We start from the raw sequence: 13,177 nt of genomic DNA, 5'->3' as shown, positions 1-13,177 counted from the left end.
CGGCCCCCGCCGGAACTACCCTGGGAAAGGTGGCTGGCACCGTGCTCACCAACACCGGGCTCGACGCGTTCCTCGACGGAACCCCGGAGACCCGTGACCCCTCGTACGCCCGCGCCGCCGACGCCGTCCTCGGGCTGCTGTCGCTGAGAGGCGCCGACCGGCGGACCGGGCTCCCCGAGCCGACCGTGGGGCTGGTGCGGCACCTCCTCGTGGAGGACGCGCCCGCGTTCGTCTACGCCACGCCCGAGGAGCTCGCCGCCTACCCCGCCGTCCTCGCCGCCCTTACCGAGCGCGTCCGGCGGGCCGGCCGGCTCAACGGCAAGCGCCAGGCCCGGATCCTCGCCGCGATCGACGAGACGGTGCCCGACTTCGAGCGGGCCATGAACGACCCCGGGAACCTCACCTGGCAGCGCTGGTACGCCTCCCTGCTGCGCGCCGACGGCACGGACCCCGCCGACGCCGACGCCGTACGGAGCTGGCTCGCCGCCCACCGGGGCGGCACGCCCCCGGACGGACTGCACCGCGCCGACCTGATGAACCGCAGCGTCCTCGCCGACATGGTGCTCGCCGAAGTGCTCACCGGCGCCTACGTCCGGGACACCGAGACGCCGTCACCCGCCGGGCCGCTGCTCTCCGACGCGGACGTCTCCCACGGCGTGAGCCGGGTCGGCGGCCTGCTGGTCGACCGCTGGACCGCCGAAGGGCTCGCCGAAGCCCTCGCGGGGCCGTACGCCCACCTGGCCCCCGGGCCCGACGCCTTCCCGCACCTCGCCCTCGCCGACACCCTCCTCGACGAACACCTCGACTACTACGGCGACTCCTGGACCCCGCTGCCGCCCCCGCCCGTGGAGGCCGACGACCCCGAGCCCTCCGTCGAGGCCGCCGCGGACCGGCTCGCCGCGACCGTCGAGGAGATGAAGGCCGAGGACGGCGGCCTGTTCGACGGCGAGGCCACGCACCTGCTCTACGCCCTCTACCAGCGCGGCTCCTGCGCCGAATCCGTGGCCCGCCGGGCCGCCGAGTTCGAGGACTGGCCGGTCGACCCGCGCCAGGAGGACGCTCCCGTCCTCGTCCCGGCGGAAGCGCCCGACAGCTACGAACTCCCCTCCGCCGAGGAGCTGTCCCGGCTGTGCGGCACCGCCGTCTCGGTGACCGAGGCCGACCGGGCCGGCCTCGAAGCGGCGGCGAAGGCCATGGCGGCGACCGTCGACCGGCTCGCGGCCGGCGGCACGGTCTTCCGTACCGGCGACGCCTTCGGACTCACCGCCCACGGCATCGAGGTGGTCCGCTACCTCCTGCGCGCCGGACACGTGGCCGCCCCCGACGCCGCCGAGGCGGCCGCCTGGGACGCCCCCGCCGTGGTCGCCGCCGCCGAGGGCTGGTCCGCCTCGGCCGCCGCGCGCGTGCTGGCCGACTGGCTCCACGCGCGCGGGGACACCGCCGCGGCCTGGTCGGAGCTGCTGGCGGCGCTCGGCACCGTCAACGCCGGCACCTGGGAGGCCGCCGACACCCGCGCCCTCTTCGGCTTCCTGGACACCGGCGCCATCCCCGCCGAGGCCCTACGCGGCGTCCTCGACGACCCTGCCATGGGCGCGTACGCCTACGAGGTGCTGCACGCCCGCGGCGAGCCCGCCGACGAGGCCCGCGTGCCCCGCTCCGCCCAGGCCGTCCTGCTCCTGGACCGGCTCCGCGGACCCGACGCGCGCACGCTCCTCGACGCGGCCGCCGCCGACTGGCCGGGAGGCGGCACCGCCCTGGTACGGGAGATGGCGGCGGCCGACCCCCACCGCGCCGAGCGGGTCCTGCCCACCCTCGGCATCGACGTCCCGGCGCCGTCCAAGGGACGGGCACGCCGCCGCCGGGGCCGCCGCCGCGTGCGCTGAGCCCGCACCGGCCCCTCCCGCCCCCGTCGGACACCGGACACCGGGCACCGGGCAGGAAAACGGCTCCGCCCCCGGTGCTGTGCGTACACCAGGGGCGGAGCCGGTTCAGGGTGCTATTCGGCCGCTGTGCGGTCAGCCGATCAGCTGGTCGTACGCCGGAAGCGTCAGGAAGTCGGCGTAGTCGGCGTCGAGCGAGACGTGCAGCAACAGGTCGTGGGCCTGCTGCCACCGGCCGGCCGCGAAGGCCTCCTCGCCGATCTCCGCGCGGATGGCGGCCAGTTCGGCCGCCGCCACCTCGCGGGCCAGCTCGGGAGTGGCCGCCACCGCCTTGCCGTCGTGCTCGAAGACGACACCGGCGTTGATCCACTGCCAGATCTGCGAACGCGAGATCTCGGCGGTGGCCGCGTCCTCCATCAGGTTGAAGATGGCGACGGCACCGAGGCCGCGCAGCCACGCCTCGATGTACCGGATGCCGACCTGGACGGCGTTGCGCAGACCCTCGTAGGTGGGCCGGGCGTCGAGCGAGTCGATGGCGATGAGGTCGCCGGGCGCCACGGAGACGTCCTCGCGCAGGCGCTCCTTCTGGTTCGGCTTGTCGCCGAGGACCGCGTCGAAGGAGGCCATCGCGATCGGCACCAGGTCCGGGTGGGCGACCCACGAGCCGTCGAAGCCGTCGCCGGCCTCGCGGTCCTTGTCCGCCTTGACCTTCTCGAAGGCGACCTTGTTGACCTCGGCGTCACGGCGCGAGGGGATGAAGGCCGCCATGCCGCCGATCGCGTGCGCGCCGCGCTTGTGGCAGGTGCGGACGAGCAGTTCGGTGTACGCGCGCATGAACGGGGCCGTCATCGTGACCGCGTTGCGGTCCGGCAGGACGAACTTGGCGCCGCCGTCACGGAAGTTCTTGACGATGGAGAAGAGGTAGTCCCAGCGGCCGGCGTTGAGGCCCGCCGCGTGGTCGCGGAGCTCGTAGAGGATCTCCTCCATCTCGTACGCGGCCGTGATCGTCTCGATGAGGACGGTGGCGCGCACGGTGCCCTGCGGGATGCCCACGTAGTCCTGGGCGAAGACGAAGATGTCGTTCCAGAGGCGGGCCTCCAGGTGCGACTCCGTCTTCGGCAGGTAGAAGTACGGGCCCTTGCCCAGCTCGATGAGGCGCTTGGCGTTGTGGAAGAAGTACAGGCCGAAGTCGACCAGCGCGCCGGGGACCGGGCGGCCGTCGACGGTCAGGTGACGCTCCTCCAGGTGCCAGCCGCGCGGCCGCATCACGACCGTCGCCAGCTCGTCGGCCGGCTTGAGCGCGTACGACTTGCCCGACTTCGGGTCCGTGAAGTCGATGTTCCGGGTGTACGCGTCGATCAGGTTGACCTGACCGAGGACCACGTTCTCCCAAGTGGGGGCCGAGGCGTCCTCGAAGTCCGCCAGCCACACCCGCGCGCCCGAGTTCAGCGCGTTGATCGTCATCTTGCGGTCGGTCGGACCGGTGATCTCGACCCGGCGGTCGTTCAGGGCGGCCGGGGCCGGCGCGACCCTCCAGGACGCGTCGGCGCGGATGGCCGCGGTCTCCGGGAGGAAGTCGAGGGTGGAGGTGCGGGCGATCTCGGCGCGGCGCTCCGCCCGGCGGGAGAGGAGCTCGTCCCGGCGGGGGGTGAACCGCCGGTGCAGCTCCGCCACGAAGGCGAGGGCCGCGTCGGTGAGCACCTCCTCCTGCCTCGGCAGGGGCTCGGCTTCGACGACGGCCAGAGCGGACGGCGCTGGTGCGGACATGAACTGTCACTTCCTTCAGCGGGCTTCACGAGCGGTGCCTTGTGGCCGCCGGGCGTCACGGTCGGCACGGAGTGCCGCAGGCGCCGAGATACGGCCACGAGCGCCGTCAGAGGTTTCAGGCGCTTCTGAACAGTGGATATTAGTTTCCTCATAGTGGAAGTTCAAGGTGTGTCGATGTCGAGATTCTCCGGATCGACACAACGTGGCGCTCAGTGCCACCCCCTTCACTCCTGGTGTGTCCGCTCCGGCCGGGTTCATTCCAGATGTGCCAGATCCGCCTCCGTGTCGATGTCGTAGGGCTCGGCCACATCCGAACAGTCCACCAGGGTGATCGCATCCCGGTGCGCCTTCAGATAGTGGCGCGCCCCCTGGTCCCCGGTCGCCCCCGCCGCGATCTCCGCCCACCGGTCCGCGCCGAACAGCACCGGATGGCCGCGCTTCCCGTCGTACGAGGCGGCGGCGAGCGCCGCCCGGGAGGCGTAGGCCGACCGGACCCGCGCCACCGCCTCGGCCCCGATCCCCGGCTGATCCACCAGGGAGACCAGCGCCGCGTCCACCGGCAGCGCCGCCGCCGCCAGCGAGGCCAGGCCCACCCGCAGCGACGAGCCCATGCCCTCGGCCCACTCCGGATTGTCCACCAGCACGCACCCCGGCAGCCGGGCCCGCTCCCGCACGGCCCCGGCCGAGGCGCCCAGCACCACATGGACGACCTCGCAGCCGCCCTCGCGGAGCACCCGCACCGCGTGCTCGACCAGGGGCCGGCCGCGATGGGACAGCAGCGCCTTCGGGCGGCCGCCGAGCCGCCGCCCGCCGCCCGCGGCGAGCAGCAGCCCGGCCACCACCGGCGCGGAGGAGGCGTCCGGGGGAGGGGCGGAGGACGGGGCGGACGGAGAGGAGGAAGGGGGCGTGTGCGTCATGAGGACTGCATACCTCATCCCCACGGGGGACACCGAAGCCCGAATTACGTCCACGGAGTGGCGCGCCGGGCGGACGATGGCGTTAACTGACCCGCGACTCACGGCGCCTGACGGCCGTTCGACGGCCCGCCAGGAGCGTGGAGATCGGCGCACAGAGTCGTGCGAGGGGGAGAAACTTGTTGCGTAGCGTGGGGCAGAGGCGTGTGACAACAGGCGGCGACGAGGACCCGAGGGTGGCGGAGCTGCGCGCCGCCGTCTCGCGGCTCCGTCGTGAACTCGCCAATCACCGGGTGGAGTTCGCCGACCGGGGCATCGCCGAGGACGAACTGGCCTCCCTGGACGCCATGGCCGCGGGCGGCCTCCCCGAGGTACGCCGCCTGCGCCGCTCTCTGCTGCTCATCGCCGGCTCGATCGGCTCCGTCAGCGCCCTCGGGGACGGCCTCTCCGGGGTCCGCAAGGCCGTGGAGATGTTCGGCGAACCGCCACGCGACCTGCCCTGACCCAGGCGGGACGGAGCCGTCGCGACCCGGACGGGAAACGCGGCGCGCCGGCGCGGCGCCGTCGCCGCGGCCACCGCTCGGGCCCGGCCCCGACGGGTCCGGTCCGTACCGGCTCCCGCCCACCCTCCGGCGGGCCCGGTCCGTGCCGGCCCCCGTTCGGACCCGGTCCGTACCGGCTCCCGCTCGGACCCGGTCCGCACCGGTCCACGGCCGCCTCCCGGCCGGTCCGGTCCGTACCGGCTCCCGCCCGCCCCCCGGCCGGTCCGGTCCGTACCGGCTCCCGCCCGGCCCCCGCGCGCGGCTTGCGGGGCGGCGGACGTCGGGTCATAGTCCGAGGTATGGACGCGCGCGAGACGGCGCTCCGCCAGGCCCACGCCCATGCCGTCCGCTGGCTGGCCGGCCTGTCCGACCGCCCCGTCCCCGCCCGCGCCTCGGTCGACGAGATCGTGCGCGCGCTCGGCCCCGCGCTGCCCGACCGCCCCACCCCGCCCGCCGACGTCGTCGACCTGCTCGCCACGGCCTGCGAACCCGGGCTCACCGCGTTCCCCAGCGGCCGCTTCTACGGCTTCGTCGTCGGCGGCGGCGAACCGGCCGCCCTGGCCGCGGACTGGCTGGTCAGCGCCTGGGACCAGAACTGCGTCATGCGCGCCGTCACACCCGCCTACGCGGCGGCCGAGGAGATCGCCGGCGACTGGCTGCTCGATCTGCTCCGACTGCCCGCCGGCAGCTCCGTCGGCTTCACCACCGGCGCCACCATGGCGAACTTCACCGCCCTCGCCGCCGGGCGCGACGAGGTCCTGCGGCGCGCCGGCCGGGACGCCGCCCGCGACGGGCTCGCGGGCGGTCCCGCCGTACGCGTCCTCGTCGGCGAGGCCCGGCACATGGCCGTCGACCTCGCGCTGCGCTACCTCGGCCTCGGGCAGCCCGAGACGGTGCCGGCCGATGCACAGGGGCGCATACGGCCCGAGGCCCTGCGGCGCGCCCTGGCGGCCGGCGAACAGGCGCCCACGCTGGTGGTCCTCCAGGCCGGGGACATCCACTCCGGCGCCTTCGACCCCTTCCCCGACGCGATCCGCGCCGCCCGCGAGGCCGGGGCATGGGTCCACGTCGACGGGGCCTTCGGCCTCTGGGCGGCAGCCTCGCCGCGGTACGCCGCGCTGACCGAGGGCTGCGCGGACGCCGACTCCTGGGCGACCGACGCCCACAAGACCCTCAACGTCCCCTACGACTGCGGTCTCGCGATCGTGCGCGACCCGTCCGCGCTCCGGGCGGCGATGGGCCGGCACGGCGACTACCTCATCCACGACGCGCTCGGCGACCCCATCGACAAGGTCCCCGAGCTGTCCCGGCGGGGCCGGGCCTTCCCCGTATGGGCCGCGCTCCGCTCCCTGGGCCGGTCGGGCGTCGCCGACCTCGTCGACCGGCTGTGCCGGCACGCCGCGGCGTTCGCCACGGGCATCGCCGGCATCGACGGCGTCACCGTCCGCAACGACGTGGTCTTCACCCAGGTCTGCGCCGAATTCGGCGACGACGCGCGCACGGACCGGGTCCTGGCCCGCCTGCTCGCCGACGGCACGACCTGGATCAGCGGCTCCACCTGGCACGGCCGCCGGGTGATGCGCATCTCGGTCAGCAACTGGTCCACGACCGACGACGACGTGGCGCGGGCCCTCGCCGCGATACGCCGCGCCGCCGCGGAACCCTGAGACGCGCCGCCGTCACCCCGACCGACAGCGCCGCCGCGCGCGGCCCCGGCCCGCGCCGGTGTCCGGGCCCGCGCCCCCGCCCTGACGCCCGGAGCCCGCCCGTCAGCGCCTGATCAGGCGGCGGGCCGTCGCCGCGGCCACCGCCGCCGTGCGGGAGTCCACGCCGAGCTTGGCGAAGACGTGGACCAGATGGGACTTCACCGTCGCCTGGCTCAGGAAGAGACGCTTGCTGATCTGCTGGTTCGACAGGCCCTCGCCCACCAGCTGCAACACCTCCAGCTCCCGTCTCGTCAGCGCCTCCGACGGCATCCGCATCCGGTCCATCAGCCGGTGCGCCACCGCCGGCGCGAGCGCCGACCGGCCCGCCGCGGCCGTACGGACCGCCGCCGCCAGCTCCTCCGGCGGCGCGTCCTTCAGCAGATAACCGCAGGCCCCCGCCTCGACCGCCGCCAGGATGTCGGCGTCCGTGTCGTACGTCGTCAGCACCAGCACCCGCGGACCGCCCGCCACCGCCGTGATCGCCGCCGTCGCCTCCGAGCCGTGCATCCCCGCGCCGAACTGCAGGTCCATCAGCACCACGTCCACCCCGCCCGCGGCCGCCAGCTCCACCGCCCGCTCGGCCGTGGCCGCCTCCCCGACCACGGTGACGTCCGGCTCCGTGTCCAGGACCGCGCGCAGCCCCGCCCGGACGACCGGGTGATCGTCCGCGAGCAGCAGCCGGACCGTCATGCCGCCACCTCCACCGGCAGGGGAAGACAGACCGCGACCGCCGTGCCCTGCCCCGGCGCGGACTCCACCGTGAACGTGCCGCCGAGCGACCTCGCCCGCGCCCGCATCGCCGGCAGCCCGAAACCGCCCTCCGCCGTCGGCGACGGCGCCGCCGGATCGAAGCCCTCCCCGTCGTCGACCACGTCCAGCGTCACCGAGGCCCCCATGAACGACAGGGTGATCTCCGCCCGCGAGGCGCGCGCGTGCCGGACCGTATTGGCCAACGCGGACTGGGCGATCCGCAGCAGCGCCACCTCGTACGGCGTCGGCAGCTCCACCGGGGCCCCGCTCACCGTGAACCGGGCCCGCACCCCGGTGTCGGGGGCCGGCCGGCACAACCGCTCCAGCGCCCCCGCCAGCGAGCCGTGTTCCAGGTCCGCAGGGGACAGCGCCCGGACGAAGCGCCGCGCCTCCGCCAGGTTGTCCTGCGCCGCCTGCCGCGCCCGTGCGAGGTGCCCGGCGGCGGGCGAGTCCCCGGGCAGGGCCCGCTCCGCCGCCCGCAGCAGCAGCTGGATCGAGGAGAGCCCCTGCGCCAGCGTGTCGTGGATCTCCCGGGCCAGCCGTTCCCGCTCGGCGAGCGTCCCGGCGTGCCGCTCGGCCGCCGCCAGCTCCGCCCGGGTCGCCACCAGCTCCTCCACCATCCGCCGCCGCCGCTCGCTCTCCCGGTACAGCGCCTGGTAGCCGAAGACCGTCGCCACCGCGACCGCCGCGCCCAGCAGCGGTCCGATGAAGACGCCCGGGTTGAGCGGGTCGCCCTGGCGTACGTACGAGAGGATCGCCGCCCCCGCCGTCAGCGCGACCGACGGCAGCGACCAGCGGGCGGGCAGCAGGTGCAGCTGGAGGAAGTAGAGCGGGAACGCCACCCAGAGCCCGTCCGGTGTCAGCCACAGCAGCGCCAGCCAGGCGACGCCCAGCACGACAAGCCACCCCGCGGCGGCCCGCGGGGAGCGCCGGACGGACGGCAGGAGGGAGCCGGTGGCGTAGACCGCGGCCGTCACGACCGCGGCGGTCACGCCCGCCGCCGTGTCCGACCGGAGGGCCGCCAGCGCGAGCAGCCCCGCCACCATCAGATGCAGACATAGGCGCAGCGCGCGCAGGGCGGGGGTGAGGGCACGTGGATCCATGGCCCGTCCAGCGTAGGCGGGCGGCGCCGGTCCGGACTCAACCGAAAGTTTGATCACGGAGCCATCCGTGGCGCGATGTCCGCGCCCGCCCCGGCCCCGCAGGCTTGGTCCCATGTTCGTGGCATGGAGAGACCTGCGCTTCGCCAAAGGGCGATTCACCTTGATGGGCACGGTGGTCGTGCTGATCACCCTGCTCGTCGGACTGCTGTCCGGGCTGACCGCCGGACTCGCCCGCGAGAACATCTCGGCGATCACCGGTCTGCCCGCCGACCGGCTGGCGTTCGCCGCCCCACCCGCCGGCCGGTCCGTCTCCTTCACCGGCTCGACCGTGACGGAGCGGCAGTGGCGGGAGTGGTCGGGGCGTCCCGGTGTGACGAGCGCCCGGCCGCTCGGCATCCGCACCCTCGAGGCCGCCGCCGGGGACCGTACGGCCGCCGTCTCCGCCTTCGGTACGCGGCCGGCGGACGCCCTCGCCCCGGAGAGCCGACGGCTGGGACCCGGCCGGGTCGTCCTCTCCCGGTCGGCCGCCGCCGAACTGGAGGTCGCGGACGGCGACACCGTACGGATCGGGCCGCTGGAGGCGACCGTCGCGGCGATCGCCGGCGACGCCTCGTACAGCCACACGCCCGTCGTCTGGACCTCGCTCGACGACTGGCAGCGTCTCGGCCACAACGGCAGCACGCCCGAAGAACAGGCCACGGCGCCCGAAGAACAGGCCACCGTCATCGCGCTCACGACCGCCGAGGGGGCGGACCTCGCTGCCGCGGACCGGGCGATCGGCACCTCCGCGCGGACCGTCGACGAGGCGCTCACCGCCCTGGGGTCCTACCAGGCCGAGAACGGCTCGCTCCAGCTGATGCGCGGGTTCCTCTTCGTGATCTCCGCGCTCGTCATAGGGGCGTTCTTCACCGTCTGGACGATCCAGCGCGGCGGTGACATCGCCGTCCTCAAGGCCCTCGGCGCCTCCACCCCCTATCTGCTGAAGGACGCGCTCGGCCAGGCGGTGCTGATGCTCACCGCCGGAACCCTCCTCGGCACCGGCCTCGCGGTCGGGATCGGCGCGCTGGTGAGCGGAGGGGACGTGCCGTTCCTCCTGGAGCCGGCGACCGTCCTCGGCCCGGCCGCCGTGATGATCGTCCTCGGCGTCCTCGGCGCGGCCCTGTCCATCCGGCGGATCACCGCCGTCGACCCCCTGACCGCTCTCGGGAGCGCGCGATGACCCTCCTCCTCGACGACGTGACCCTGACCTACCCGGACGGCGAAGGCCGGCTCACCGCCCTCGACTCCGTCCGGCTGGACGTGCCCGCCGGGCGCCTCACCGCGGTCGTCGGGCCCTCCGGCTCCGGCAAGTCCAGCCTCCTCGCCGTCGCGGCGACGCTGGCGACCCCGGACCGGGGGCGGGTGGTCGTGAGCGGTACGGACACCGCCGGGCTGGACCGGGCGGGGAAGGCGGCGCTGCGGCGGGAGCGGATCGGGATCGTCTTCCAGCAGCCGAACCTGCTGCCGTCGCTGACGGCGGTCGAGCAGCTCCTCGTGATGGCGCACCTCTCCGGCGGCCGGCCGAAGGCGGTACGGGAGCGGGCCCTCGCCCTCCTCGACGCGGTCGGCCTCGCGGACCTGGCGGCCCGCCGCCCGCACCAGCTCTCCGGCGGCCAGCGCCAGCGCGTCACCCTCGCCCGCGCCCTGATGAACGAGCCGTCCGTCCTCCTCGTCGACGAGCCCACGAGCGCGCTGGACCACGAGCGGGGCGCCGCGGTCGTCGACCTCCTGGCCCGCCTCACCCGGGAGCGCGGCACGGCGACGGTGCTGGTCACGCACGACCGTACGCATCTGTCCCGCGCGGACGTGACGGTCACCGTCCGGGACGGCCGCCTGTCGGAGCCGGCCGGCGTCTGAGCCGTGACCGTACGGAAGGGGCGGCGGCGCGGGCGGTCGGGGCGGGGATGCGCGGAGCGCCCGGGGCCTGAGGCTCCGGGCGCTCCTTCGGTGCGTGGCCCTACGCCTGGCCGTTGCCCGCCGTGTTGGCGAGGGCCGTGGACAGCTCCTTGGCGACTTCCTGGAGGATCGGGACGATCTTCTCCGTCGCCGCCTCGGTCACGCGGCCCGCGGGACCCGAGATGGAGATCGCGGCCGCGGTGGGGGAGTCCGGGACAGACACGGCGAGGCAGCGGACCCCTATCTCCTGCTCGTTGTCGTCGACGGCGTACCCCGCGTCGCGGACCAGGGCGAGCGCGTCCAGGAAGCCCTCGGGCGTGGTGATCGTCTTCTCCGTCGCGGCGGGCATGCCCGTACGGGCCAGCAGCGCGCGGACCTCGTCCGCGGGGGTGTAGGCGAGCAGCGCCTTGCCCACGCCGGTGGAGTGCGGCAGCACGCGCCGGCCGACCTCGGTGAACATGCGCATCGAGTGCTTGGAGGGGACCTGTGCGACGTACACGATCTCGTCGCCGTCGAGCAGCGCCATGTTCGCGGTCTCGCCCGTCTCCTCGACCAGACGCGCCAGATACGGACGCGCCCAGGTGCCGAGCAGCCGTGCGGCGGACTCGCCGAGCCGGATGAGCCGGGGCCCGAGGGCGTACCGCCGGTTGGGCTGCTGACGGACGTACCCGCAGGCCACCAGCGTGCGCATCAGCCGGTGGATGGTGGGCAGCGGCAGCCCGCTGCTGGCGGACAGCTCGCTGAGCCCGACCTCGCCGCCGGCGTCGGCCATCCGCTCCAGGAGATCGAAGGCACGCTCAAGGGACTGGACGCCGCCGGCGGCGGGCTTGGCGGCGTCGGTGGTGCTGGCGCTGGACGTCGGCACGTCAAGGTCCTTTCGAGGCAGGCGGGCAAGGCAGCAGCCTACCGGGCCGTCCCGCCGGACACACGGCCCCGGCCCCGGCGTACGAGCCGGTCAGGGGGGTGTTTGTCCGGTGTCGGCGGGCACCGGTCGGCGTGCGGGTCGACCACGCATGTGGGGAGCTACGTTCTACTGTACGAAATTTTCCTTCCACTTCATGGAAACCTCCAAGCGGAGTTCCGGAAGGCCCGTTGTGGCGCCGCAGGAAGCCCGCGAGCGCACCGCTGCCGGGGCGCTCCACCCGGGTCATGCTGAAAGTGTGCCCTTGACGACATGTCGTCCTGAGTGAAGACTCCTTCAACAGTTCGTTGAATTTCTGCTGGTGGAAGAAGAAGGGGTACGGGTGGACGTCAACCTGGTACTGCGCTCGACAAGGGTCATCACCCCCGAGGGAACGCGCCCCGCGTCGATCGCCGTCTCCGGCGGGACCATCGCCGCGGTGCTGCCGTACGACGCGGAGATTCCGGCCGGCGCCCGGCTGGAGGACGTCGGCGACGACGTCGTACTCCCCGGCCTCGTCGACACCCACGTCCACGTGAACGACCCCGGCCGCACCGAGTGGGAGGGCTTCTGGACCGCCACCCGCGCGGCCGCCGCCGGCGGCATCACCACGCTCATCGACATGCCGCTCAACTCCCTGCCGCCGACGACCACCGTCGAGCACCTGCGGACCAAGCAGGAAGTCGCCCGCGCCAAAGCACACATCGACGTCGGCTTCTGGGGCGGCGCCCTCCCCGACAACGTCAAGGACCTCCGCCCCCTCCACGACGCCGGCGTCTACGGCTTCAAATGCTTCCTGTCGCCGTCCGGAGTCGACGAGTTCCCCGAACTCGACCAGGAACAGCTGACCTCCTCGCTCGCCGAGATCGCCGGCTTCGACGGCCTGATGATCGTGCACGCGGAAGACCCCCACCACCTCGCCGCGGCCCCGCAGCGCACCGGCGGGAAGTACGCCGACTTCCTGGCCTCCCGGCCGCGCGACGCCGAGAACACCGCCATCGAGAACCTCATCAACCAGGCCCGCCGCCTGAACGCCCGCGTCCACGTCCTGCACCTGTCCTCCTCGGACGCGCTGCCGATGATCGCCGCCGCCAAGGCCGAAGGCGTCAAGATCACCGTCGAGTCCTGCCCGCACTTCCTCACCCTCACCGCCGAGGAAGTCCCCGACGGCGCCACCGAATTCAAGTGCTGCCCGCCCATCCGCGAGGCCGCCAACCAGGACGCCCTCTGGGAGGGACTCGCCGACGGGACGATCGACTGCATCGTCTCCGACCACTCGCCCTCCACCGCCGACCTGAAGACCCCCGACTTCGCCTCCGCCTGGGGCGGCATCTCCTCCCTCCAGCTCGGCCTCCCCGCCATCTGGACCGAGGCACGCCACCGCGGCCACGACCTGACCGACATCGTCCGCTGGATGTCCGCAGGCCCCGCCCGCCTCGCCGGCCTGGACCGCAAGGGCGCCATCGAAGCCGGCCGCGACGCCGACTTCGCCGTCCTCGACCCCGAAGCCACCTTCACCGTCGACCCCGCCGAACTCCAGCACCGCAACCGCGTCACCGCCTACGCCGGCCGCACCCTCCACGGCGTCGTCACCTCCACCTGGCTGCGAGGCGAACGCATCGCCGACCGCGGCACCCTGGCCGAGCCCTCCGGCCGCCTCCTCGAAAGGAACAACTGAC

At 74.2% G+C, this 13,177-nt stretch carries 11 protein-coding genes; 6 read left to right on the top strand and 5 right to left on the bottom strand.

All coding sequences use genetic code 11. The features are described from left to right. Nucleotides 1-29: 29 nt before the first annotated feature. Nucleotides 30-1,883, top strand: coding sequence for a hypothetical protein (locus ACFZBD_RS05565; RefSeq protein ID WP_391135755.1), 1,854 nt, complete (start codon nucleotides 30-32; stop codon nucleotides 1,881-1,883). Between the two features lie 132 nt (nucleotides 1,884-2,015). Here ACFZBD_RS05565 and aceB read toward each other — a convergent pair whose 3' ends face one another. Together aceB and ACFZBD_RS05555 are read right to left on the bottom strand one after the other, a co-directional pair. Beyond that, nucleotides 2,016-3,647, bottom strand: coding sequence for a malate synthase A (aceB, locus tag ACFZBD_RS05560; RefSeq protein ID WP_391135751.1), 1,632 nt, complete (start codon nucleotides 3,645-3,647; stop codon nucleotides 2,016-2,018). 254 nt (nucleotides 3,648-3,901) lie between these two features. Then, on the bottom strand, nucleotides 3,902-4,564 hold the full coding sequence (locus tag ACFZBD_RS05555) for an NTP transferase domain-containing protein (protein ID WP_391135749.1): 663 nt from the start codon (nucleotides 4,562-4,564) through the stop codon (nucleotides 3,902-3,904). 176 nt (nucleotides 4,565-4,740) lie between these two features. On the opposite strand from ACFZBD_RS05555, the gene ACFZBD_RS05550 reads away from it, so the two are divergent. Together ACFZBD_RS05550 and ACFZBD_RS05545 are read left to right on the top strand one after the other, a co-directional pair. Then, entirely contained in the window at nucleotides 4,741-5,064 is a 324-nt protein-coding gene (locus ACFZBD_RS05550) for a DUF5955 family protein (protein ID WP_391135746.1), read from the top strand. A 338-nt stretch (nucleotides 5,065-5,402) separates the two neighbouring features. Next, entirely contained in the window at nucleotides 5,403-6,770 is a 1,368-nt protein-coding gene (locus ACFZBD_RS05545; RefSeq protein ID WP_391135743.1) for a pyridoxal-dependent decarboxylase, read from the top strand. A 102-nt stretch (nucleotides 6,771-6,872) separates the two neighbouring features. On the opposite strand, the gene ACFZBD_RS05540 is transcribed toward ACFZBD_RS05545, so the two are convergent. Beyond that, on the bottom strand, nucleotides 6,873-7,499 hold the full coding sequence (locus tag ACFZBD_RS05540) for a response regulator (protein ID WP_391135740.1): 627 nt from the start codon (nucleotides 7,497-7,499) through the stop codon (nucleotides 6,873-6,875). Beyond that, nucleotides 7,496-8,662, bottom strand: a complete 1,167-nt coding sequence (locus tag ACFZBD_RS05535) for a histidine kinase (RefSeq protein ID WP_391135736.1) — start codon at nucleotides 8,660-8,662, stop codon at nucleotides 7,496-7,498. Before ACFZBD_RS05535 ends, ACFZBD_RS05540 begins: the two co-directional genes overlap by 4 nt. A gap of 112 nt (nucleotides 8,663-8,774) precedes the next feature. Between ACFZBD_RS05535 and ACFZBD_RS05530 the strand changes: the two genes are divergently transcribed. Together ACFZBD_RS05530 and ACFZBD_RS05525 are read left to right on the top strand one after the other, a co-directional pair. After that, the gene (locus ACFZBD_RS05530; protein ID WP_391135733.1) at nucleotides 8,775-9,881 is read left to right on the top strand and encodes an FtsX-like permease family protein; all 1,107 of its coding nucleotides are present in this window, start codon (nucleotides 8,775-8,777) and stop codon (nucleotides 9,879-9,881) included. Then, entirely contained in the window at nucleotides 9,878-10,558 is a 681-nt protein-coding gene (locus ACFZBD_RS05525) for an ATP-binding cassette domain-containing protein (RefSeq protein ID WP_391135730.1), read from the top strand. Before ACFZBD_RS05530 ends, ACFZBD_RS05525 begins: the two co-directional genes overlap by 4 nt. 100 nt (nucleotides 10,559-10,658) lie before the next feature. Here the strand turns inward: ACFZBD_RS05525 and ACFZBD_RS05520 are convergent, their stop codons facing one another. Further along, entirely contained in the window at nucleotides 10,659-11,462 is an 804-nt protein-coding gene (locus ACFZBD_RS05520) for an IclR family transcriptional regulator C-terminal domain-containing protein (protein WP_391135726.1), read from the bottom strand. Between the two features lie 379 nt (nucleotides 11,463-11,841). Here ACFZBD_RS05520 and allB point away from each other — a divergent pair, with 379 nt between their 5' ends. Continuing rightward, entirely contained in the window at nucleotides 11,842-13,176 is a 1,335-nt protein-coding gene (allB, locus tag ACFZBD_RS05515) for an allantoinase AllB (RefSeq protein ID WP_391135723.1), read from the top strand. Nucleotide 13,177 lies beyond the last annotated feature (1 nt).

Origin of the sequence: Streptomyces sp. NPDC008121 (genome assembly GCF_042957155.1) — a bacterium.
Classification (GTDB): Bacteria; Actinomycetota; Actinomycetes; order Streptomycetales; family Streptomycetaceae; genus Streptomyces.
This window is presented reverse-complemented; position numbering and strand designations above follow the sequence as displayed.